The organism is Alteromonas oceanisediminis (assembly GCF_018474025.1).
Taxonomy (GTDB): domain Bacteria; phylum Pseudomonadota; class Gammaproteobacteria; order Enterobacterales; family Alteromonadaceae; genus Alteromonas_E; species Alteromonas_E oceanisediminis.
Window position 1 is genome coordinate 222,312 of the sequence record NZ_JAHCTA010000005.1, and the last position, 21,610, is coordinate 243,921.

The 21,610-nt window shown below is 49.2% G+C and carries 23 protein-coding genes; 10 read left to right on the forward strand and 13 right to left on the reverse strand.

Going from position 1 to position 21,610, the window contains the following annotated elements; genetic code table 11:
* Position 1: 1 nt before the first annotated feature.
* Genes xerC through KIU71_RS10535 form a run of 7 tightly spaced genes read right to left on the reverse strand, consistent with a single transcriptional unit; the run spans position 2 to position 5,593 of the window.
* Positions 2-913, reverse strand: coding sequence for a tyrosine recombinase XerC (xerC, locus tag KIU71_RS10505; protein ID WP_214131230.1), 912 nt, complete (start codon positions 911-913; stop codon positions 2-4).
* Between the two features lie 2 nt (positions 914-915).
* Positions 916-1,620 carry a DUF484 family protein gene (locus KIU71_RS10510; RefSeq protein ID WP_214131231.1) on the reverse strand — a complete coding sequence of 235 codons (705 nt, stop codon included), beginning with the start codon at positions 1,618-1,620 and terminating at the stop codon, positions 916-918.
* Positions 1,617-2,447: a diaminopimelate epimerase gene (gene dapF / locus KIU71_RS10515; RefSeq protein ID WP_214131232.1), complete on the reverse strand. Its 831-nt coding sequence runs from the start codon at positions 2,445-2,447 to the stop codon at positions 1,617-1,619. Before dapF ends, KIU71_RS10510 begins: the two co-directional genes overlap by 4 nt.
* A gap of 35 nt (positions 2,448-2,482) precedes the next feature.
* Positions 2,483-3,733, reverse strand: coding sequence for a diaminopimelate decarboxylase (gene lysA, locus KIU71_RS10520; protein ID WP_214131233.1), 1,251 nt, complete (start codon positions 3,731-3,733; stop codon positions 2,483-2,485).
* Complete coding sequence (gene lptM, locus KIU71_RS10525; protein ID WP_214131234.1) at positions 3,733-3,936, reverse strand: LPS translocon maturation chaperone LptM; 204 nt, start codon at positions 3,934-3,936, stop codon at positions 3,733-3,735. Before lptM ends, lysA begins: the two co-directional genes overlap by 1 nt.
* 49 nt (positions 3,937-3,985) lie before the next feature.
* Positions 3,986-5,053, reverse strand: a complete 1,068-nt coding sequence (locus KIU71_RS10530) for an MJ1255/VC2487 family glycosyltransferase (protein ID WP_214131400.1) — start codon at positions 5,051-5,053, stop codon at positions 3,986-3,988.
* Positions 5,054-5,062: 9 nt separating this feature from the next.
* Positions 5,063-5,593, reverse strand: coding sequence for a phosphatase PAP2 family protein (locus KIU71_RS10535; protein ID WP_214131235.1), 531 nt, complete (start codon positions 5,591-5,593; stop codon positions 5,063-5,065).
* A 201-nt stretch (positions 5,594-5,794) separates the two neighbouring features.
* Here KIU71_RS10535 and rraA point away from each other — a divergent pair, with 201 nt between their 5' ends.
* Entirely contained in the window at positions 5,795-6,280 is a 486-nt protein-coding gene (gene rraA / locus KIU71_RS10540; protein WP_214131236.1) for a ribonuclease E activity regulator RraA, read from the forward strand.
* 1 nt (position 6,281) lies between these two features.
* Here the strand turns inward: rraA and KIU71_RS10545 are convergent, their stop codons facing one another.
* From KIU71_RS10545 to mpl, 3 genes are read right to left on the reverse strand one after another with little or no spacing between them, the layout of a single operon-like run.
* Complete coding sequence (locus KIU71_RS10545; RefSeq protein WP_214131237.1) at positions 6,282-7,076, reverse strand: S1/P1 nuclease; 795 nt, start codon at positions 7,074-7,076, stop codon at positions 6,282-6,284.
* Between the two features lie 13 nt (positions 7,077-7,089).
* On the reverse strand, positions 7,090-7,707 hold the full coding sequence (locus KIU71_RS10550; RefSeq protein ID WP_214131238.1) for a flavin prenyltransferase UbiX: 618 nt from the start codon (positions 7,705-7,707) through the stop codon (positions 7,090-7,092).
* Positions 7,704-9,101 (reverse strand): UDP-N-acetylmuramate:L-alanyl-gamma-D-glutamyl-meso-diaminopimelate ligase, encoded by a 1,398-nt coding sequence (gene mpl / locus KIU71_RS10555; RefSeq protein ID WP_214131239.1) that lies wholly within the window; start codon positions 9,099-9,101, stop codon positions 7,704-7,706. The genes KIU71_RS10550 and mpl overlap by 4 nt, the downstream gene beginning before the upstream one ends.
* A gap of 184 nt (positions 9,102-9,285) precedes the next feature.
* Between mpl and KIU71_RS10560 the strand changes: the two genes are divergently transcribed.
* The 4 genes from KIU71_RS10560 to KIU71_RS10575 all read left to right on the forward strand — a co-directional run bounded on the left by KIU71_RS10560 (position 9,286) and on the right by KIU71_RS10575 (position 13,212).
* Complete coding sequence (locus KIU71_RS10560; RefSeq protein WP_214131240.1) at positions 9,286-10,260, forward strand: class 1 fructose-bisphosphatase; 975 nt, start codon at positions 9,286-9,288, stop codon at positions 10,258-10,260.
* Between the two features lie 104 nt (positions 10,261-10,364).
* A complete protein-coding gene (gene ppa / locus KIU71_RS10565) occupies positions 10,365-10,898 on the forward strand; it encodes an inorganic diphosphatase (protein WP_214131241.1) in 534 nt (177 codons plus the stop codon).
* Between the two features lie 111 nt (positions 10,899-11,009).
* On the forward strand, positions 11,010-11,504 hold the full coding sequence (locus tag KIU71_RS10570) for a DUF3299 domain-containing protein (protein ID WP_390881852.1): 495 nt from the start codon (positions 11,010-11,012) through the stop codon (positions 11,502-11,504).
* An 88-nt stretch (positions 11,505-11,592) separates the two neighbouring features.
* Positions 11,593-13,212 carry a methyl-accepting chemotaxis protein gene (locus tag KIU71_RS10575; protein ID WP_214131242.1) on the forward strand — a complete coding sequence of 540 codons (1,620 nt, stop codon included), beginning with the start codon at positions 11,593-11,595 and terminating at the stop codon, positions 13,210-13,212.
* Between the two features lie 73 nt (positions 13,213-13,285).
* Here the strand turns inward: KIU71_RS10575 and KIU71_RS10580 are convergent, their stop codons facing one another.
* From KIU71_RS10580 to uvrA, 3 genes are read right to left on the reverse strand one after another with little or no spacing between them, the layout of a single operon-like run.
* Positions 13,286-14,017, reverse strand: a complete 732-nt coding sequence (locus KIU71_RS10580; RefSeq protein ID WP_250207436.1) for a 2OG-Fe(II) oxygenase — start codon at positions 14,015-14,017, stop codon at positions 13,286-13,288.
* Entirely contained in the window at positions 14,010-14,414 is a 405-nt protein-coding gene (locus KIU71_RS10585) for an acyl-CoA thioesterase (protein ID WP_214131243.1), read from the reverse strand. Before KIU71_RS10585 ends, KIU71_RS10580 begins: the two co-directional genes overlap by 8 nt.
* 8 nt (positions 14,415-14,422) lie before the next feature.
* Positions 14,423-17,254 (reverse strand): excinuclease ABC subunit UvrA, encoded by a 2,832-nt coding sequence (uvrA, locus tag KIU71_RS10590; protein ID WP_214131244.1) that lies wholly within the window; start codon positions 17,252-17,254, stop codon positions 14,423-14,425.
* Between the two features lie 143 nt (positions 17,255-17,397).
* Between uvrA and KIU71_RS10595 the strand changes: the two genes are divergently transcribed.
* From KIU71_RS10595 to gspM, 5 genes are all read left to right on the forward strand, one after another.
* Complete coding sequence (locus KIU71_RS10595) at positions 17,398-18,747, forward strand: MFS transporter (RefSeq protein WP_214131245.1); 1,350 nt, start codon at positions 17,398-17,400, stop codon at positions 18,745-18,747.
* 16 nt (positions 18,748-18,763) lie between these two features.
* Complete coding sequence (gene ssb, locus KIU71_RS10600; RefSeq protein WP_214131246.1) at positions 18,764-19,291, forward strand: single-stranded DNA-binding protein; 528 nt, start codon at positions 18,764-18,766, stop codon at positions 19,289-19,291.
* Positions 19,292-19,520: 229 nt separating this feature from the next.
* A complete protein-coding gene (locus KIU71_RS10605) occupies positions 19,521-20,348 on the forward strand; it encodes an MSHA biogenesis protein MshI (protein WP_214131247.1) in 828 nt (275 codons plus the stop codon).
* Entirely contained in the window at positions 20,345-20,956 is a 612-nt protein-coding gene (locus tag KIU71_RS18045; RefSeq protein ID WP_214131248.1) for a PilN domain-containing protein, read from the forward strand. Before KIU71_RS10605 ends, KIU71_RS18045 begins: the two co-directional genes overlap by 4 nt.
* Entirely contained in the window at positions 20,956-21,600 is a 645-nt protein-coding gene (gspM, locus tag KIU71_RS10615) for a type II secretion system protein GspM (RefSeq protein ID WP_214131249.1), read from the forward strand. Before KIU71_RS18045 ends, gspM begins: the two co-directional genes overlap by 1 nt.
* Positions 21,601-21,610 lie beyond the last annotated feature (10 nt).

Consider the following 21,610-nt stretch of genomic DNA (forward strand, 5'->3'; position numbering starts at 1 on the left):
TTCACTTTTTCCTAGCGCGAGGGTGCGACGCGTCGTACACCGCGGCGAGGTGCTGAAAATCAAGGTGTGTGTAAACTTGTGTGGTCGACAAGTTTGCATGACCCAGCAATTCCTGCACGGCACGCAAATCGCCACTGGATTCGAGCACATGGGTCGCAAAAGAATGGCGAAGCTTGTGCGGGCTGATCGAACCATCGAGGCCGCGCTGTGCTGCCATTTGATTCAATCGATTTGCCACCTGTCGATTAGATATGGGGCGCTGCTGGCGGCTGACGAACAGGCGAGTTTCATCGGGTTGGGTCATCTGCGAACGGATCGTGAGCCAGTGATTGAGCGCGCTGCGTGCCTTGCGGCCCAATGGGAGAATGCGTTGTTTATTGCCCTTTCCCAGCACGCGCAACGTGCCATCAGACTGAACATCATTTAGCTGCAAACCGGTCAATTCAGACAAACGCAATCCACAGCCATACAATAACTCGAACATGGCCTCATCGCGGGCAATAAGATCGGCGGCACCTTCGTCCTGTTTGGCATCAAGGAGCTGCTGTGCTTGGTCAACACTGATGTGTTTCGGTAGTGGCTTACCTTGTTTGGGTGCTGACACACCGTCAGCAGGATTCACAGACAACTGATTATGCCGGATGAGGTAGCGGAAAAAACTGCGCATTGATGACAGCCGCAGTGCACAACTGCGCGCACTGAGCCCTTTTCGACGGGCAGCGGCAAGTGCATTTTTCACAACGTTGTGGTTAAGGTCACTCAAGGCGGCGCAAGGGACATCATCGAATGCTGCACCCAGTTGGTGCTTGTAGCTGCTCACCGTGTGCTCAGATAGACCTCGTTCAATGCGTAGGTAGTCTATGAAGCGCAATAGCCACAGGTGGATTTCACCATCCGCGGGATGGTCAGTCATGGCTATGCGCCTAAAATATCAGGCAAGAGTATGTTTAGGAACTGCTGAAGCTGAGTCAGTAGCAAGGTATCCATATCCGGATTAAAGTGGCCCGGATCATTGCTGCCAACCGCGAGGATCCCGCAATCGTTGTCAACGCCAAGTCTAACTAACACGCAAGACTGAGCAGTCTGCTCATCGAATAAGAGGTGCTTTTCATGCTCCGTCAGGCGTCCAAAATAAAATGCTCTGTTTTTGAAATGCTTCTCAATAAACAAACGCTGCTGTATTTCTGGCATCGCATAGGGGCCTTTAAAGGGCTTGATTGCCACAGCAGACAATTTCAACTGTTGCAGCATGACCTGTTCAAGCGTGTTTTGAATATCTTCAAAGTCAGTGCAGCGCCACAAGCGCAGATTTAAGTCGACGTACACGCGATAAATCCGCTCGTTTTGCTTTGCGATGGCGATTAACTGATGAATTTTGCGGCTCAGTTGGCGCACTTTATTGCGCAAAATCTCACTTTGTTTTTCTACCAATGAAACGCTACCACTGCGCTCATGGGGAATAACCAATTTTTCCAATAACTCCGGGCAGCGCGAGAAGAAATCGGGGTTCTGGAGCAGGTAGGCTCGAACGCTCTCATCGTTGGCTGGCGGCACGTCTAATTGTTGTTCGGCGAGGGAGGCTATTACCTGGTTCTCAGCCGCTTGTGTCGCGTCCTTCATAGCTGGAATGTTCCGTCGTAAATATGTTCCGCAGGTCCTGTCATCTTGAGTACGTTGTCTTTACCTTGCCAGCGGATCTTTAAATCGCCGCCGGGGAGTTCAACGCGCACATCCTTTCCTAATTTACCTTGAATTTGGCCGATTGCAACCGCTGCGCAAGCCCCACTGCCACAGGCTAAGGTTTCCCCAGTAGCGCGTTCATATACACGTAACTTAATGTGCGATGGATTGATAATTTGCATAAACCCAACGTTCACACCTTCAGGAAAGCGTTCGTGTGTTTCCAACAGCGGCCCCAATCCTTTTACGTCCGCTGTTTGCACGTTGTCGACTTCCATGACGCAATGCGGGTTACCCATCGACACGGCACCACAAAATAAGGTGTGGTCGTTGGCTCGAATGATATAGGTCTTCTCTTCTTTTTGTGCCTGTAGGGGAATATTCGCAGGCGAAAATTCTGGTTTTCCCATATTGACGGTGACATTGCCGTCGCGCTCAAGATAAAGCACCATTCGACCTGATTTGGTGCTCACCACAATCTTATTGCGATTGGTCAAGCCCTTAAGTTTGACAAAGCGAGCAAAACATCGCGCACCATTTCCACACTGAGAAACCTCTGAACCATCGGCGTTAAAAATCCGATAATGAAAATCCTGATCAGGGTCGTAGGGCGGCTCAACCATTAACAATTGGTCAAAGCCGATGCCGAAATTGCGATTAGCAAGCTGCTGAATTTTTTCTTTTGACAGAAAAACATTCTGAGACACGTTATCCACAACGACAAAGTCGTTGCCTAGCCCGTGCATTTTTGAAAATTCGACTTGCATGATTAGCGCAGCTTTATTTTAGTTATGCCTCTAGTTTACGGAAGTTTGTACTCACCTTTCCAGAGATCTTTTTGTTTTTCTCGTTCACGAACCACATGAACGTTGTCGCCGTCCACCATAATTTCCGCAGGACGGCAGCGACTGTTGTAGTTAGAGGCCATCACAAAGCCGTATGCACCAGCACTTCTCACCGCTAAGTAATCGCCCTGATTAATGCGTAGCAGCCGTTCTTTACCGAGAAAATCACCTGTCTCGCACACCGGACCGACCACATCATACATTAATTCAGACGCTTCGGAATTCATCGAGACCGGCACAATGTCCTGATAGGCTGAGTAAAGCGCTGGGCGTAGCAGGTCATTCATCGCCGCATCAACAATGGCAAAATTTTTCTCTTCACCGTGTTTGATGAACTCCACCTGCGTCACCAGAATACCGGCGTTTGCACTGATTGCGCGACCTGGCTCAAGAATGAGTAGCAGATCTTCGCGGCCGACCATTTTCTCTGCCATTGCTTGGGCGTAGGCATCAGGGTGTGGGGGCTGCTCATCGCGGTATTTCACGCCCAAGCCTCCGCCGACATCGAGGTGTTTAATCACTATGCCCAATTCTGCGAGCTCGTCGATAAGGTCAAGAAGCCTGGTTAGGGCATCCACAAAGGGCTCCAAGCTGGTGAGCTGCGAACCAATATGGCAATCCATACCCACGACGTTTAAATTCGGCAGCGACGCGGCTAATTGATAAATCGCGACGGCATTGTCGCGTGCAATGCCAAATTTGTTGGCTTTCAAACCTGTGGAAATATACGGGTGAGTCTTGGCATCAACATCAGGGTTAATCCGAATGGAAATAGCTGCAGTCTGATCACACTTCTGCGCAACAGTGCTGATACGGTGCAGCTCCGACTCAGACTCCACGTTAAAGCACATGATGCCTTGAGCTAACGCATATTCAATTTCGGCTGATGTTTTGCCGACGCCACTAAACACAACTTTACTGGGATCACCGCCTGCCGCAACGACGCGTGCTAACTCACCCCCTGAGACAATGTCAAAACCAGATCCCAACTTCGCTAAGACGCTGAGTACGCCTAAATTCGAATTTGATTTAACGGCGTAGCAAATCAGGTGAGGATGTTTGCCTACGGCATTGTCAAAAGCGTGCCAGTGACGCTCTAGCGTCTTACGAGAGTAAATGTAACAAGGCGTGCCATGCTGTTTAACAATATCGGAAACAGCACATTCTTCAGCAAACAGGGTGGTATCGCGGTATTCAAAAAAATCCATCAGTGTGGCTCATCTTCAGAGGATTGCTCAGCCTGATTGGGTTGGCCTGTAGTCGCGTCTGACGACTCTGTTGAGCGTTGTTTTTCAGTTTCTGGTGGTAAATACAAGGCGCCCCGATACCCGCAAGCAGTGACGCCGAGAACCAGTATCACCATAGTGACAGTGAATTTACAAAAACGTGAAAAGAAACGGGTGGCCAACACAATGTCTCGCAATCGATATCGAATAGGCCAATATCATCGCATCGACTCGTTAAAAAGCAAGCGTCATCAATTTTTGTCGGGTCTGGTCTGGAAACTTCACTTGTTTCCAAAGTTGCTCACAGACCTGCGTCGTATCCGCCCAATTTCGTTTCACTAACCAGTCAATCAAAATGTCAGGATTATCCGGAAACACCACGGGTTCGATATCGGCAACGTCCAGCCATTCTTCGATGCTGTCTGTGTCGAGTCGAAACATAATGTGACAAAGCCCAAGTTGGCTCAGCGTTTGCGCATTGGAGAGTTGTTCAAATTGACCCGAAAGGGGCTTCAATAGCAGCTTCTTGCCTAGCTGCAAGCTCTCACTGGACAGCTCGAAGCCCGCGTTCGCAATCACACCGTTACAATGCTGAAGAGCCAGCTTGAACTCGGCTAATGAAGTTGGATACCAATGAATATGACCGTCAACCTGCGGTGCCGTTATCGCTGGGTGAAAGCACACAAAGCTGCGTTCACTGAGCGGCTCAAGCATTAAACGCACATCTTCGATCGCTTCAAAAGGAAGGTACACTAACGTGTGTTCTCCACTGGGTTTCGCCAGCGGCTTCTCATGGATGAATGGCGGCAGTATGCTTTGCCCGAAGTGAAACCAATGTACACCCATCTGAATATCGGTGGGTGCAAAATACTGCATAATAAATCTATCGATGAGCCCAGCACCCTGCTTCGGGGCGCCTTGAGCAAATGCCGCTTGATGACTGATCGACATGGAGGGAATGCCTTGCCGACGCGCGGCCCACGCTGTCACCGGCTCAAAGTCGTTGAGCACCAAATCGTATTGGCTTAAGTCAAGCCCACGAATATCACGCACCAGTTCGGCAGGCTTGGCCTGTGTCAATGTTGCCCATTGATTAACCTTACCATGCTCAGTAATAAAGCTTAGGCCAGTAAATGTGCGATAGTCACCAAAACATTGCATATCAAAGTAGCGGTCAGGCTCGCGACCAGAGAAAAAGAAATCGACATCAACATCGCTTCGTTGTGCCAGTGCTTTCGCCATAATACGAGCACGTGTGATATGTCCATTACCGGTGCCTTGAACACCGTAAGCTATTTTCATCATTAATTCTTATGCCATCACTTGAATGCTAATGGTGGCGATTGATAGACCAAGCACCGCACCCACAATCACATCACTGGGATAGTGCACACCCAGCAGTATGCGCGACAATCCGATGAGTCCGGCCCAGCCAAACGCAAGCAAAGCAAACGGGGGATAAAATGAAGCGACCATTACTGCCATCAGAAAAGCCGCCGCGGTATGCCCAGATGGCAAGCTGAATTTGTCAGAGGGTTTGATGTGCGATTTATAGTTTGTTAATAGGTCACAAGGCCGTGGGCGCTTAAAAAACGCTTTAAGGATCAGGTACATTGGGATTTCGAGCGCATAGGCAATCAGCGCGCTGTATAGGAATAGTTGGCCATTCTGATGTTCAAAGGCCCACAATAAAGCGCCAATCAAGAAGTACAAATAGCCGTCACCGGTTTTTGAGAGCCAGATTACGGGCCGACAATCATACTGTTTGGCTTTGTTGAACAGAAAGCAAAATAGCTCGCGGTCGGCTTTCACAATGGCGTTTGGTGTCGCGTTGATCGTCATAACGGCGTCCACTTGTGCATAAAATACACAGCGGAGCTTAGGTAAAGCGAATGACAACTTTGTGACACTAAAAAGAAGTGTTTGTGACAATCGCACCCCGCGCGACAAGCCTGTACAGAATAACTGAGAGTATTTGTGGCAAAGCACAGCGCGACCCTCTACACTCGAAATGTCATCATCATGATAATCATAGGAAACCCCATGGAATACAACACATCAGAATTATGTGATCTGTTTGCAGACAGCGTTGATGTTGTCGAACCGATATTTGCTAGCTACGGTGGCCGTATTTCATTTGGCGGCGAAATAACCACGGTAAAATGCTACGAAGATAAAGGTCTAATCGACCGTGTCTTGGCTGAAAATGGTGAAGGCAAGGTTTTATTGATTGATGGAGGGGGTTCCGTCAGGCGTGCGCTGATTGATTTAAATATTGCTCAATTGGCGGTTGAAAACGGCTGGGAAGGCATCCTTTGCTATGGTAGCGTGCGCGAGGTCGATGCGCTCGAAGATCTGGACATTGGCATTTTTGCTGTCGGCTCAATCCCTGTGCTTGCCAGCGATGAACAAACCGGTGATATTGATGTTGCGGTCAACTTTGCTGGCGTGACGTTCTTGCCAGAAGATCATCTCTACGCCGACAGTACCGGAATAGTACTGTCGCCAGAGCCTTTGGATATCGACTAGCCTATTCGGCAGGTTGTGCATAAAGCGCATTGAGATAGGCTGCAATGCGCACGCTCGCCTGTTGTAAACGTAAGGTGGCTGTCGGCAAATGCTCATACAAGTAGTCCCAACTTAAGTCATTCGCATTGTCAGGATAAACGGTATCGCGAATCGCTGTGCTTTCAGCAATCCAAACGTGTGGATCGGTGTTAGACCATTGAGTGACATCTTGTGGCTCAATCTTCGCAGACAACCATTCAGACCATTCGGAGTAAGACAACTGACGTCGATCCAGCAGTCCCGAATCCCACACGCGGTGTAAATTTGAGTCTTCCCAGAAAAAGCGAACTTTGACGTCATTGCCGCCACGATCAGTGCCATTACCGGCGTGCAACGGCTGGTGTAAATCACCAATAATATGCACGATAAAGCGTAACGCACGTTGCTTATCTGCCCGGCTACTTTGCTCGTCCAGAAGCACATCTTTAAACGTTGCAAGCGCGGTCACGCTGTCGCCTTGTTCTGGCGCACCGACTTCATGGTAGTGTTTGCCCACTGGCACAGTCACGTAGTGGTACGGCCCGGCCACGTTTTGCCAAAAATCATCAGGGTTTGAACGCATTTCATCAGCGTAGGTAGAGGCTTCGGCCAAAGATTCATTCGGTAACAATTGTTGGACGGCATTTTTTGCCGATTCAGACAAATACTGCTCAGCAATTTTACCGGTAATGCGATGGCCAATCTGACCCCACGCCGAAACCTGTGTGCTCACCAGCAGCAGACTGGCTAACGAGGTTAAAAGAATAAAAAGTCTCATATAAAATCCCGTATCAGACCGATGGCGCGTAGCCCCAGCGCCCCACTAATGTTTGTGGAATGGATAGATGATCGAGAATGCGGGCCACCACAAAATCGATCAAATCTGAAATTGATTCAGGTTGATGGTAAAAGCCCGGTGCCGCCGGCATTATCGTGCAGCCCAAACGGCTTAGCGCGAGCATATTTTCTAGATGAATTGTGGATAGTGGCATTTCTCGGGGCACAACGATCAACTGCCCTTTTTCTTTAATCACGACATCCGCAGCGCGTTCAATTAAGTTATCGCATGCGCCTCGCGCTACTGCGGACAATGTTCCCGTTGAGCATGGGCAAATAATCATTTGCTGAGGGGCCGACGATCCCGACGCAACTGGCGAAAACCAGTCGTCTTTGCCGCACACAATCAATTGTCCCGGTTTTGCTTTAAAATGGTCTGAAAACCATGTTGTTGCGTTGTCTGCCCCGGCCGGAATTTTCAGATTTTCTTCTGTCGCAAAGACTACTCGAGCTGCAGACGACATTAATACAAATACGGTGTAGTCGGCCGCTAGCAACTGCGCTAATAAACGCAGAGCATAAGGCGCACCCGATGCGCCAGTGATAGCCAACGTAATGCGTTTACCTGTCATTCGGATTTCCCCAACTGCGCTAAGAGTTTGCCGTGGATCCCTTCGAATCCACCGTTACTCATGACTAAGATATGCTGCTGCGGCACGTTCAGTGACTCCGGAGTACCCGGTGGAACGTCTGCAACAGCATGCTCACTACGCACAACCGCTTCAACAAGTTCATCAACACTGGTGAAAACCCGTAAGGGGGGACCATTAATATCGCCAATCTCATCGATACGCCACAACACATTGTCCGCCATATAGAGAAATACCTCGTCTGCGGCTCGCCAAGCATCCACTAAGTCGGCCTTGTGCACGCCCATCTTCATGGTGTGTGAACGAGGCTCCAGAACCGCAATAATACGCTCATCGCCAACACGTTCCCGCAGACCATTCAGCGTGGTCTTAATGGCCGTCGGGTGGTGAGCAAAATCATCATAGACACGGGTATGACCTACCTGACCTTTGACTTCCATACGGCGCTTCACATTTTTGAATGCACATAAAGCGGCTACAGCATCGGTAGTTTTGACACCGGCATGATGCGCGGCTGCGATGGCCATCATGCCGTTTTTGACGTTGTGATCACCGATCAGATCCCACTTCACTTCACCGCATGGCACTCCTTCATTTAGCACGACGAAATGGCTACCGTCTTTATTCAGTAAGGTGTAGTCCCAATGGCTACCTAATTGCTGTTGCTCGCTCCAGCAGCCTTGGTTGATGACATCCTGTAAGTTGTGATCGTTATTTGGACGTATAATCAAGCCATTGCCGGGTACGCTTCTGACCAAATGATGAAACTGACGCTGGATGGCGCTGAGGTCGGGAAAAATATCAGCATGGTCAAATTCGAGATTATTAAGAATTAGTGTTCTTGGACGATAGTGGACAAATTTCGAGCGTTTGTCGAAAAAGGCACTGTCGTATTCATCGGCCTCAATCACAAAAAATGGCGTCGTGCCGCTCCTTGCGGAAATGCCAAAGTTCTGAGGAATGCCACCAATCAGAAAGCCGGGGTTTAAACCCACAAAATCCAAAATCCATGCAACCATGCTAGAGGTGGTTGTTTTTCCATGCGTCCCCGCAACGCCGAGTACCCAACGATCTTTGAGTAGGTTATCCAAAAGCCACTGAGGGCCACTGGTGTAAGGTAAATTGCGATTAAGCACATATTCGACGGCAGGGTTGCCACGCGCCATAGCATTGCCGATGATCACAATATCGGGAGTGGGTTCAAACTGAGTCGGATCGTAGCCTTCAGTCAGCTTGATGCCGAGATCCATCAATTGCGTCGACATGGGCGGGTAAACATTACGATCGGAACCGGTAACGTGATGGCCTAATGATTTGGCGATGGCGGCAATGCCTCCCATAAAACTGCCGCAAATCCCTAAAATATGTACGTGCATAACCTGTCTTTTGCTGATTTCTCTGGCGCTACTTTATCAGAACCCGCGTAGTGGGCGAATAACAGATTTAACATTGCAGGCAACAAGGTTACACTTTAAACAATGTTGGCCAGTGAAAGCTGGGCACTTTACCTACACGAAAATAATAATTGAAACACTCTACACAAAAGGTCAGTTTAAACTCATGAAACGACTCAATTCTCAACTTCAGCATGATGGTGCTCCACTCGAACTTATTTTGTTGATCCGTACCTTACTGGCAGGCTGCAAGGAAATCTCTTTCCGCGTTAGTCAGGGCGCACTTGCTGGCGTATTAGGCTCGACGCTGAGTGAAAACGTGCAGGGGGAAACGCAAAAAAAGCTGGATGTTATTTCCAATCAAATTTTGAAAGATACCCTGCGTGATTCGGGCTACGTGAAGGCAATCTCGTCCGAAGAAGAGGATGATGTTGTCGCCTGCAACCCTGAAGGGAAGTATTTAGTGAGCTTCGACCCGCTGGACGGTTCATCGAACACTGAAATCAATAGCCTCATTGGTACAATCTTTTCTATTACCCATGCTCCGCAGTGGATGCAACCAGATGATCCATCTGCATTTTTGCAGCCCGGAACACAAATGGTAGCGGCTGGCTATGTACTGTATGGCCCCTCAACTATGCTCGCGATGACCACAGGCCGTGGCACCCATTTATACACGCTGGATAAAACTCACGGTGGCTTCCTTTTAACGCAAGCTGATATCAAAGTACCAGAGCAAACCAGCGAATTTGCCATCAATGCATCGAATCAGCGTCATTGGGAAGAGCCTATCCAGCGCTACGTGGCAGATTTGATCGCCGGAAAGGAAGGTCCTCGCGAGAAAGATTACAACATGCGCTGGGTGGCGGCTATGGTCGGCGACATTCACCGTGTACTCTGCCGTGGCGGCATATTTGCGTATCCGTTTGATAAACGTAACCCTGCTATTCCGGGTAAGCTGCGTTTATTGTATGAAGCGAATCCAATGGCGTTTTTGATGGAGCAAGCGGGTGGCTTGGCTGATACGGGCTCCGGCAGAATTATGGAAGTCATGCCGACCGAGATACATCAGCGAGTACCTGTTCTGTTAGGCTCAAAAGAAGAAATTGAGACGTGCCTGAGCTACTACCCCAAAGCGTAAATGCCGGGCATGGTGATTAAGAGCTCAAGACCATTCAATTTTGGGCGCAATGCCGTATAATTGCGCCCAAAACTCGCTTCTCAACCTATTGTAAAGGAACACTTATGAGCTTAAACATGGTGCCAGCAGGCAAAAAACTGCCTGACGAAGTTAACGTAATCATCGAAATACCTGCGCATGCAGACCCGGTCAAATACGAAGTTGACAAAGATTCCGGCGCCATGTTCGTCGATCGTTTCATGGCAACCTGTATGCACTACCCAACAAACTACGGCTATGTGCCCAACACCTTATCTGACGATGGCGACCCGGTTGATGTATTGGTCATTACGCCATTCCCACTCTTAAGTGGCTCGGTGATCAAAGTACGCCCGATTGGTGTGTTGAATATGACGGATGAATCGGGTCAGGATGCAAAAGTACTTGCCGTGCCAATCGATAAACTGTCAACCATTTATCGCGATGTGCATAAAATCGAGGATGTACAGCCGCTGTTGTTGAAGCAAATTGAACACTTTTTCGCGCACTATAAAGACCTTGAGCCTAACAAATGGGTGAAAATTGAAGGTTGGGGTGATGCCCAGGCGGCTAAAGATGAAATTACCACTAGCGTGGAACGTTTCGAAGCGTCGGCTTAACGAAGGCTGAGAGATTTGTTAAAAGGCCCGTCTAGCGGGCTTTTTTTTGCACAGAATTTAAATTTACAATTATGTCACCCAACTGGTAACCTGAGTAAAAGTATCATTATTATGAGTCAAACAAGGTCTATCATGCGGCAACGGCAAGTAGTTAGCGCGATGCTTCTCATGATCTGCAGCTGCTGTATTCATGCAGCGCCTGCTGAAGAAGTGTACTGGGAAGATTTAGCGCCAGAGGATTTTACCATCCCTGAAGTGCCCATCAATCACGATGGAAGCATGTCGCAAGCAATGCCTGATGCACCGGTTGTCGAGCGCTACAACGGGAAGAAAGTCAAGATCCCTGGGTTCGTGGTTCCTCTTGAAGGCACTGCCACTGAAACGACGGAGTTTTTGTTGGTACCGTATTTTGGCGCCTGTATTCACGTGCCGCCTCCACCATCGAATCAGATTGTTTATGTAAAATTTAACGATGGCGTGCCGATAGATAACTTATATGACGCTGTTTGGGTATCTGGGATCCTGTCGACTGACGGCTGGAGTGGAGATATCGCGACGGTTGGCTACACTTTAGATGGAATTGACGTTACACCGTTTGATGGATAATAACGGCCACGTGTTTATCCGTAAACACGCAGACTGTATCGCAACTGGTTTACGTAATCACGTTGGCAAATAATAAATTAGGGTACTTATGAATTTTCTGTCACGCCTGTCTATTGCTCAAAAGCTCTACCTAATCCCAATCATTGGGACTATCGGGTTTTTAATTTACCTGGGTCTAACATCATCAACGGCACTGAACAACGTCAGGCTGCTGGAAGATGCCAGGGGAGTTCAGTTTCCTGCGTTGCTGGCATCTCGCGAAGCCCTTGTGAATATGGAGAATGTGCGCGGTACATTAAGTGCGGCGGTCACCACAGGCGACGAAGAGTCGCTGAGCAAAGCCGAGGAGTTAGCCGCTGTGACAACGCAAAAGCTGAGTGAAATTGGTAACGTCGACCCTGCCTTGCGCGCTGAATCCTCCGCGATTCTGGACCTGTTCGAGCAGTATTACTCAACTGCCTTTACGGTGAGTCAGTCGATGATTGACGGTACCGCTGATTTCAGTCGATTGGCAGCGCAGTCAGAACAAATGAATTCCGCGTTTGATAATGCGACCAGACGATTGGATGCGTTTAGCGACGCGCGCTTAGCGGCATTTGAAAGTGCCATCTCCGAGAGCAATGAAGCGGCGCAAGCGTTGATCACCACCGGCGTCATCATGGGGATTGCCACTACCATTGTGTTATTCGCCACCGCCGTGCCGATCGTCATTTCTCTACGCAGTAGCATCGTTGATGTGGTGAAATCGTTGAAAGATATCGCTGAAGAAGACGGTGACCTCACGGTGCGTATCCAAACGGCCAATAAAGATGAAATTGGTGATTTGGTGTATTGGTTTAACCAGTTCGTCGCGAAGCTGCAAAATGTGGTGCGGGAAATTTCTGAATCTTCAATGCCCTTGGCTAATCTGGCGCAGAATCTAAATTCAGTGTCTGACCAAACGCAGCTAACGATTTCTGCCCAGCAGCGCTCAGCCTCTGATGCGAAAACAGCGGTAGACAATATGACATCAAGTGTTAACTCTGTTGCCAGCAGCGCGTCTGAAGCGGCCAGTGCGGCCAGCGACGCTTCCAATGCTGCCAGCGATGGTCAGCGCGTGGTTAATTCCACTGTCAGTAGTATTCAGACCTTGGCAAACAGCGTTGAAGAAACGGCAGAAGTGATCCGCAAGCTTGAGTCCGATTCAAATCAGGTGGGTGTTGTGCTTGATGTGATTAAAGGGATTGCCGAGCAAACTAACTTGCTTGCACTTAACGCAGCCATCGAGGCTGCCCGCGCCGGTGAACAGGGGCGTGGGTTCGCAGTGGTCGCCGATGAGGTACGTACTCTGGCCTCACGCACACAAAAATCGACTGAGGAAATTCAGGCAACGATTGAGCAGCTACAGACGGCTGCGCGCTCTGCAGTAACGGTAATGGGCAAAGGAACTGAACAAGCCACCATCAGCGTTGAAGAGGCCAATAAAGCGGGCGAAAGCCTTGCGGTGATTAATCAAACCATCGCGAAAATTACGCAAATGAACGACCTCATCGCCAGCTCTACCGGTGAGCAACAAACGGTTGCCGATAGCATCAGTTCCAATGTTGATGAAATCAATAATCGCACCCATGACACGGCGAAAAGCTCCAGTCAGTTAAGCGAAGTCAGCACAGAGTTGGCGCAACTCTCGAAAGAGTTCATCCGCATTATGGGTCAGTTTAAATACTAGATCGTATCGTTGGTATGGTGAAAGTAACAAGGGGCAGAACAGCCCCTTTTTAAATGCTCAAATTCAAATCAGCTCATTGTTTTGGCGGCGTGTAGATCTGCTCAGCGCGGTTAAACAACACCCACGATGTCAGAATGTATTTGTCGTTACTGATCGGCATTGAGCCTCGATGGGTGTGGGTAAAGTACGCTGGCGCTATCACCATACGACCTTTTTTCGGCTGAATCGACCGGTTCTGGTAAACAAAATCAGTGGTGCCACCTTCACTCACATCATTTAGGTAGAACATAAACAGCATGGTTCGGTGCAATGCCTCGTTGTGAGGCGCTTGCGGGTAGACTTCCGAATGCCAGTAAGGGTAGCCGCCATCGTTCGCTGCGTAATGTTGCGCGTTAACTTCGCCGATACGGAACAGGTAGTTAACCAGATTACGCAGGCTTGGCTTGCCGACTTCTTCAAAATTGGCGTCTGTCAATCGAATCGGTTGCTGCGTGTCGGGATGAGCCACGGTTAATCCGAGCGGCCCAATCAGTGCAAAGTGATATTTTTCAACGTACTTGAGAAGATGTTCGCCAGTAGATTGCATCACGCGCTGAAACAAAGGGGCAAACTCGCTTTGCTGACTGAAAGACACATCGGTGCTCTTTTTACGTTCAGTATCAACGCCGCCGCCAGTGTGACCTGGAGTTTTATTTGGGCTACTGTCAAACGCCGCGATAATGTCGTCGCATAGCTCAGCAGGCAGCGCATCATCAATCACCTCAATGAAATCGGGCGGCGAATCGAATCGGTCCATATCATTCATGCTCGGTCTCCTTTAAGTGCGTCTCCAATTGTTGTTTAATCTCGCCTTCAATCGGGCAGGATCGCTGCGCCTGATAATCGAAATGCACCATCGTTGTGCTGCCAGAAGCGCAACACTCGTCACGTTGCCACACCTCTTGATAAACATCAAAGGAGCTTTTACCGATGCGACTTACCCAGGTTTTAATCGTGACGGGCTGACCGTAAAAAAGCTGCTTTAAAAAGTCGACCTTGTAACTGGCTAAAATGAGCGGCCAATTGTCTAAGTCCAACGTCGGCGTAAAAAACTTGAAAATAGGCTCTCGTGCCGTTTCAAACCAGCCAACCACGACCGTATTACTGACATGGCGCAGGGCATCAGTTTCGTAAAACCGGACATTAAACGTGTCTGTTAGCATAATGCTCCTTATTTTTGTTTTAGCATGGGTTTCAGGAAGTGACCTGTATAAGAACCCTCACAGGTACTCACATGCTCGGGCGTTCCTTCAGCGATGATTTTACCACCGCCTGAGCCGCCTTCAGGCCCTAAATCAACAATCCAGTCAGCGGTTTTAATCACATCCAGATTATGCTCAATCACCACCACGGTATTGCCATGATCACGAAGACGATGTAACACAACTAATAACTGCTTAATGTCATGAAAATGCAAGCCCGTTGTGGGTTCATCCAAAATATACAAGGTTTGGCCCGTATCGCGTTTCGACAGCTCTCTGGCCAGCTTCACGCGTTGTGCCTCACCACCCGACAAGGTGGTAGCGGCCTGACCCAAGCGAATATAGGACAAGCCAACATCCATCAACGTTTGCAGTTTACGTGCTATAGAGGGGATAGCGTCGAAAAATTCACGCGCATCTTCAACGGTCATTTCGAGCACTTCGTGAATGTTTTTATTTTTATAGCGGATCTCAAGTGTCTCGCGGTTATAGCGCTTTCCTTTACACACATCGCAGGGTACATACACATCAGGCAAAAAGTGCATTTCAACCTTGATCACACCATCGCCCTGACAGGCTTCACATCGCCCGCCTTTCACGTTGAAACTAAAGCGCCCAACTTTGTAGCCGCGCGAACGCGATTCCTGAGTGCCCGCAAACAGTTCTCGAATTGGCGTAAAGATTCCAGCATATGTGGCAGGGTTAGACCGCGGTGTTCGCCCAATGGGGCTTTGATCGATGTCGACGACTTTATCAAGGTGCTCCAGCCCACTAATTGACTTGTGCGGTGCTGGCTCGCCGGTCGTCGCGCCATTCAATTCCCGATGCGCAATTTTATAAAATGTATCATTGATAAGCGTGGACTTGCCGGACCCGGATACGCCGGTAATACAGGTCATTAACCCTAACGGTACGCGTAAATAGACATCCTGCAAGTTATTACCACTGGCCCCTTCAATATTCACAAAAAGGTTGTCTTTCGCTTGACCTCGCGACGAAGGTATATCAATTTTTTCCCGGCCAGAAAGGTATGCGCCTGTCAGTGAGCGCTCACTTTTCAAAATATCCTCAAGTTTGCCCTGAGCAATGATTTCGCCACCATGCACTCCCGCGCCCGGGCCGATATCGACGATGTAATCAGCTTCTCGTACGGCATCCTCGTCATGTTCGACAACGATCACGGTGTTACCGAGATCGCGAAGATGAGTCAATGTTTTCAACAAGCGCTCGTTATCGCGCTGGTGCAATCCTATGGACGGTTCGTCCAACACATACATCACGCCGACCAAACCCGCGCCAATTTGACTGGCCAGACGAATTCGTTGTGCCTCGCCGCCCGACAACGTATCAGCTGAACGTGAGAGCGATAAGTAATTCAAACCGACGTTAACCAGAAATCCAAGGCGATCTTTGATTTCCTTGAGGATTTTTTCAGCTATCTGAGCCCGTTGGCCTGTCAGTGACAGGTTTTCGAAAAATGAGAATGCTTCAGCGATCGACTTTTCAGCAACCACTGGCAAATTAACCTCGTTAATAAACACGTTTCGTGCTTCGAGGCGCAATCGTGAACCACCACAACTGGAACACGGCTGGTGACTGAGATATTTAGACAGCTCATCGCGCACCGCATTGGACTCTGTTTCCCGGTAGCGACGTTCCATATTGGGGATAATGCCTTCAAACGGATGATTGCGCTCCATCACATCGCCGCGGTCATTAATGTATTTAAATTTCAGTGATTTGCCTTTGGAGCCATACAAAACCACATCCATCGCTGATTTAGGGAGTTCTTCGATGGGTTTAAGCAAGTCAAATTTATAATGGTCAGCAACGGCCTGAAGCATTTGGAAATAATAATAGCTGCGTTTATCCCAGCCTCGAATGGCACCACCGGATAAGCTCAATTCTGTGTTACTGACCACCCGGTCAGGATCAAAAAACTGACGTGTACCTAACCCGTCGCAGGTTTGGCAAGCGCCGGCGGGGTTATTGAATGAAAACAAGCGTGGCTCAAGCTCAGCAATGCTATAGCCGCAATGTGGGCAGGCAAAATTAGCGCTAAAAACCAGCTCCTGTTGGTCTGGTTCGTCCATGTAAGCGATTTTGGCGGTGCCAGCGGATAATTGCAGTGCCGTTTCGAAAGATTCCGCTAAACGAAGCTGAAGGTCATCCCGTACCTTAAAGCGATCAACAACCACTTCGATGGTGTGCTTTTTGTGTAAATCTAACGGTGGAGGATCCGACAAATCACACACTTCTCCATCGATCCGAGCGCGAATAAAGCCCTGCGCGGATAGATTTTGCAGTGTTTTTAAATGTTCACCCTTACGCTCTTGAACTACCGGTGCAAGCAGCATCAGTTTACTGCCTTCATCAAGCGCCAGTACACGATCGACCATCTGGCTGATGGTTTGCGCATTCAACGGCGTGTCATGATCAGGGCAACGCGGTTCACCAACCCGGGCATACAGAAGACGCAAGTAGTCGTAAATTTCGGTGATGGTACCGACGGTCGAACGAGGGTTGTGCGAAGTCGACTTCTGTTCGATCGAAATCGCGGGAGACAAACCCTCAATGTGATCAACATCAGGCTTCTCCATCATTGACAAAAATTGCCGCGCGTAAGCCGACAAAGACTCAACATAGCGCCGCTGTCCTTCGGCATATAGCGTGTCAAACGCCAGTGAAGATTTGCCAGAACCCGACAGCCCCGTGATCACAATGAGTTTGTCGCGCGGAAGGGTTATGTTGATATTTTTTAGGTTGTGGGTGCGAGCACCACGTACTTCAATTTTGTCCATGTTTACTCTATGCGAACCGAAACGGTCAGTATGACATACTGCGCCAAGAAAATGTTGACTTGTTTACGCATTCACCGATATCCAGATCAACCAAATATGATACACTTCGCCGCCCGTAAACAGGTGGATAAAAGTACGTCACGTTGAACGCAGCAGAATTTCGCGCCGCATTTTCCCTCGCGGCAGTTTATATGTCTCGAATGCTTGGCCTCTTCATGGTCATGCCGGTGCTTGCCGTGAGCGCCGCTCAATTAGATGGGTTCAGCCCGCTGATGCTTGGGCTAGCGATTGGAGGCTATGGCTTAACGCAAGCCGTGTTGCAGATCCCAATGGGGATGCTGTCTGATCGTGTTGGCCGTAAACCGGTGATCATTGCTGGTTTAGCGTTGTTTGCTATAGGCAGTGTTGTAGCAGCACTTGCCGACTCCATGCTGTGGTTAGTGGTTGGGCGCATTCTTCAGGGAACGGGTGCCATCGCGGGCGCGGTGATGGCGCTAGCGGCAGACAGTAGCCGCCCGAGCGAGAGAACCAAAGTCATGGCAATTATCGGTATTTCCATTGGTTTATCGTTTTACATTGCCATTCTATTGGGTCCCTTTATTGCGTCAACCGCGGGGCTTTCAGGTGTGTTCTGGGCGACGGCTATCATGGCGTGCATCGCAACTTTATTGGTCGTCGTCGTTGTACCAACACCGTCACGATCGGTACCGAGCAGTGAAACACTCCCGCAGCGGCACGACCTCGCGAACCTACTGATGCATAAACCGCTACTCAAACTGAATCTTAGCGTGGCGCTTCTGCATATGTTGATTACTATGGTGTTTGTTCATCTACCCGTACTACTCACTCAGCAAGGCGTCAGTTTGTCTGAACACTGGCAGGTGTATGCGCCTATCTTTGGCGTTTCTGTGGTGCTATTGGTGGGCATGATGGCCTTAGCACGACGATGCTCGGTACGACTGATGCTTCAACTGGCGATTGGCCTGTTGGCAGTTGTGTTTTGTGGGCTGGCTTTTTTATCGGCTTCGCTGCCGGTTTTGCTGGTGTTGGTGACGTTATTCTTTGCTGGGTTTAATTTTTTGGAGGCGCGGTTTCCTGCGTTAGTATCTATCATTGCACCGGCCGGTAGCCGAGGCTCAGCCATGGGTATCTATGCCAGTTTCCAATTTTTAGGCGCCTTTGCCGGTGGTTTATTGTCTGGTATTTTGAACAGTTGGTTTGACGTGTCAGTGCTGTATGCTGTCGCGAGCATGTCATGCGTTTTGTGGCTGAGCGTATTTTTCCGGTTTGATAGTCATGGTCATCAGCCGCTAAAACGGGTTACACTTAATCTCAATTCGGCGCCAGAAAATGCCAAACAAATTCAGCAAACTCTGCTTTCTTTGCGGGGCGTTGTGGATGTTAAGCTCGCGTTAGTCGATCGTGTAGCTTACCTCAAAGTTAACTCAAGCTTTAATGAGCAAGAGGCGCACAACGCCTTGGCGAATAGCTAATTTAGGAGAACAATTTATGGCCAGTAGAGGCGTAAACAAAGTCATTTTAGTGGGCAATCTGGGCAATGATCCTGAAGTTCGCTACATGCCCAATGGTAACGCAGTGGCAAATCTCAGTATCGCGACCAGTGAAAGCTGGAAAGATCAGCAAGGCAATCAGCAAGAACGCACAGAATGGCATAAAGTCACCATGTATCGCCGCCTTGCGGAAATTGCTGGCGAGTACTTGAAGAAAGGCTCGCAGATTTATCTGGAAGGTAAGCTGCAAACCCGTAAGTGGCAGGATCAACAAGGTCAGGATCGGTACACTACCGAAGTGATTGCTGACCAAATGCAAATGCTGGGTGGTCGCAACGACAGTGGTGGTGGCCAAGGTGGCGGTTATCAACAGCGCCCTCAGAATCAAAACGCAGGCAATCAAAATGCCGGTGGCTATCAGCAGGCTCCTAACAATCGGCCCGCGCAGAATAATCAGAAAGGGAATAATCAGCCACCGCCCATGGCTGAGCCTGACTTTGATTTTGATGACGATATTCCGTTCTAAATTGCCCGCAAAACCACGACTAAACCCTCGTAATCACGAGGGTTTTTATTACTGGTAAGTTGCACTGATCTTTGGTGTAATTGAGACACCTTGCAAATCAATAATTATAAAAATGCGAATAGGCTGGCGACAGTACTTAAAATCGAAGTTTCAACGGAAGTCACCCTTTGCGTCCGTCGGGGTTTTCGTGGGTGTCGATACCGCATGTTTCTGTGTGCTTAGCGGGCCAGTGAGTCAACCCAAAGTGGCGCTGTATCACGAGGTGCCAGTAGGTTCGTGGCGTAAAGCACTGGAAAAATGGGTGGACAAACACAAAGTCGGTGCTGCGCCTTGCGCGGTGGCTTTTTCAGGCCAATTGACCCGCACTTATCAAGTTGAAAAACCCAAGGTGGATAGTGCAGAAATGCATCAGGCGCTTAAGTGGCCGGTTAAAGAGTTGATCGGCGCTGATAGTGACTCTACCGTATTTGATTATTACGATCCGCCGGCGCAGCCCTCTGGTGTCAACAATATTAATATCGTTGCGGTTAATCAGGAAGATGTTGATGCAACGATCGCAGCGGTGTTAGAGGCGGGTTTGAAGTTGGATGCGATTACCGTCGAAGATATGGCAATCTGTGAATTAACGCCTTCTACCGACGAGCCGGTGATGACCCTTGTGCAGCGTGCTGGTGACGAGATTCAGTTGAATATCATCAAAGGTGGCGCATTATATTTCTCTAGAACCCTAAAGGGCTTCGAAAACCTTGGCAGTTTTTCCGTTGAAGAATTGCAGATGGGGGTACTGGATTCACTGTCGGTGCAGTTGCAACGCTCCATGGATTATTTCGAAAGCCAATTACGGCAAGCCCCATTGCGCAAGATTTTGATGGGCATCGAAGCATCCAACAGTGCTGCAATCGCTGAACAAATCAGTGCATTGATGCAAGTGGATGTAGAGCCGTTTGAACTGGGTATTGAGGTGGCTGACAGCATTGATTCATCCAAAGTTTTCTTAAGTGCGGTGGGTACGGCACTGAGCGTGATCCAAGACAGCAGCGCGAGGGTTGCCTCGTGAAGTCTCGCATCAATTTTTACCTTCCTGAATATCAACCTAAATTAGAGTTGCTCACACTGGGTTCAGTGTTATTCCTGTGCGGGCTACTACTACTGATGGTGATTGGCGCTCGCATCGGCCTGAGCATGAGTGGCGCAAAGTCAGCGCAGGAGCTTGAACGCCTGTCGGTGCATCTGGATCAGCAAAAGCAATTGGTGTCTTCGTTAACTCAGCAATTGCAGGCACGAAAAGAAGATCCAAAGTTGCTTGCGCTATTTGCCAGCCTGGAAACGGCCTATGATGATAAGCAGCGCCTAAAAGCAGCGCTCGATGCTCGTGAAGTGCTAAAAGGCACGCAATTCTCTGTCATGCTGCAAGCGCTGGCTGAGCAACACCACGAAAGCTTATGGCTAACGCATATTCAGGTGTCTGAACAAGCGATGCGTTTCGAAGGGCAAACACTCAAGCCTGAAGCGGTGCCACAGTGGTTAGGCAAGCTAGGCCAAACCGAGTATTTTAGTGGCAAGACGTTTGATGAAGCAAAGTTGATCCGAACTGACGGCGACATTATGTTCAGTTTAACCGCGACACGGGCGGATAATGCACCGTCACCAGCGGGGGGCGGCTAATGTTAAGAGAGCTGGATACCAAATTTACGGCGCTGAGCAGTCGAGAAAAAAATCTCGTCGTTATCAGTGCTGTTGTGCTGATTTTATTTGTCGGTTTTACCTTCGTGGTGGAACCGCAATCGATAGAAAACGATCGCGTTGAGTTGGAGTTGGCGAATGCCAAGATAGAACTGAACGGCGTTGAGCAGCAGGTGTTATTGTTGCAGGAAGCATTGCAGGATGATCCAAATCAGGCGCTGCAAGCGCGCATTAATGCCCTGAATGAACGAATTGATGCGCTTGACCAAGCCTTTAGTTCGTCAATGCGCGAGCTGGTGCCCGCAGAGCAAATGCCGGTTGTTATCGATCAAATGCTACAGCAGGCCAGTGAGATTTCCCTGCTGGAGATGAATTCCATACCGCCCACCAGCGTTTTCGCTGCGGACTCCGCCAATGCGGATTTACCCTTGTATCAGCATGGCGTGCAGTTTGTTTTCAGTGGCCATTATGCGGATATCCTTAACTACCTCAAAGCGGTTGAAGGGTTTCCGTGGCAGATTTATTGGCGCTCACTTGATTACCAGGTTGATGAGCACCCTAACGCGACCATCACGCTGGAGTTGTTTACGTTGAGCACAAGCAAAGCCTTTTTGGGGGTGAAATAGGATGTTATCG

What these genes read in the sequence shown, in the direction of transcription:
- xerC (WP_214131230.1), bottom strand. Translation starts at nt 913, where the DNA reads ATGACTGACCATCCCGCGGATGGTGAAATCCACCTGTGGCTATTGCGC.
- KIU71_RS10510 (WP_214131231.1), bottom strand. Translation starts at nt 1,620, where the DNA reads ATGAAGGACGCGACACAAGCGGCTGAGAACCAGGTAATAGCCTCCCTC.
- dapF (WP_214131232.1), bottom strand. Translation starts at nt 2,447, where the DNA reads ATGCAAGTCGAATTTTCAAAAATGCACGGGCTAGGCAACGACTTTGTC.
- lysA (WP_214131233.1), bottom strand. Translation starts at nt 3,733, where the DNA reads ATGGATTTTTTTGAATACCGCGATACCACCCTGTTTGCTGAAGAATGT.
- KIU71_RS10530 (WP_214131400.1), bottom strand. Translation starts at nt 5,053, where the DNA reads ATGAAAATAGCTTACGGTGTTCAAGGCACCGGTAATGGACATATCACA.
- KIU71_RS10535 (WP_214131235.1), bottom strand. Translation starts at nt 5,593, where the DNA reads ATGACGATCAACGCGACACCAAACGCCATTGTGAAAGCCGACCGCGAG.
- rraA (WP_214131236.1), top strand. Translation starts at nt 5,795, where the DNA reads ATGGAATACAACACATCAGAATTATGTGATCTGTTTGCAGACAGCGTT.
- KIU71_RS10545 (WP_214131237.1), bottom strand. Translation starts at nt 7,076, where the DNA reads ATGAGACTTTTTATTCTTTTAACCTCGTTAGCCAGTCTGCTGCTGGTG.
- KIU71_RS10550 (WP_214131238.1), bottom strand. Translation starts at nt 7,707, where the DNA reads ATGACAGGTAAACGCATTACGTTGGCTATCACTGGCGCATCGGGTGCG.
- mpl (WP_214131239.1), bottom strand. Translation starts at nt 9,101, where the DNA reads ATGCACGTACATATTTTAGGGATTTGCGGCAGTTTTATGGGAGGCATT.
- KIU71_RS10560 (WP_214131240.1), top strand. Translation starts at nt 9,286, where the DNA reads ATGAAACGACTCAATTCTCAACTTCAGCATGATGGTGCTCCACTCGAA.
- ppa (WP_214131241.1), top strand. Translation starts at nt 10,365, where the DNA reads ATGAGCTTAAACATGGTGCCAGCAGGCAAAAAACTGCCTGACGAAGTT.
- KIU71_RS10570 (WP_390881852.1), top strand. Translation starts at nt 11,010, where the DNA reads ATGAGTCAAACAAGGTCTATCATGCGGCAACGGCAAGTAGTTAGCGCG.
- KIU71_RS10575 (WP_214131242.1), top strand. Translation starts at nt 11,593, where the DNA reads ATGAATTTTCTGTCACGCCTGTCTATTGCTCAAAAGCTCTACCTAATC.
- KIU71_RS10580 (WP_250207436.1), bottom strand. Translation starts at nt 14,017, where the DNA reads ATGAATGATATGGACCGATTCGATTCGCCGCCCGATTTCATTGAGGTG.
- KIU71_RS10585 (WP_214131243.1), bottom strand. Translation starts at nt 14,414, where the DNA reads ATGCTAACAGACACGTTTAATGTCCGGTTTTACGAAACTGATGCCCTG.
- uvrA (WP_214131244.1), bottom strand. Translation starts at nt 17,254, where the DNA reads ATGGACAAAATTGAAGTACGTGGTGCTCGCACCCACAACCTAAAAAAT.
- ssb (WP_214131246.1), top strand. Translation starts at nt 18,764, where the DNA reads ATGGCCAGTAGAGGCGTAAACAAAGTCATTTTAGTGGGCAATCTGGGC.
- gspM (WP_214131249.1), top strand. Translation starts at nt 20,956, where the DNA reads ATGTTAAGAGAGCTGGATACCAAATTTACGGCGCTGAGCAGTCGAGAA.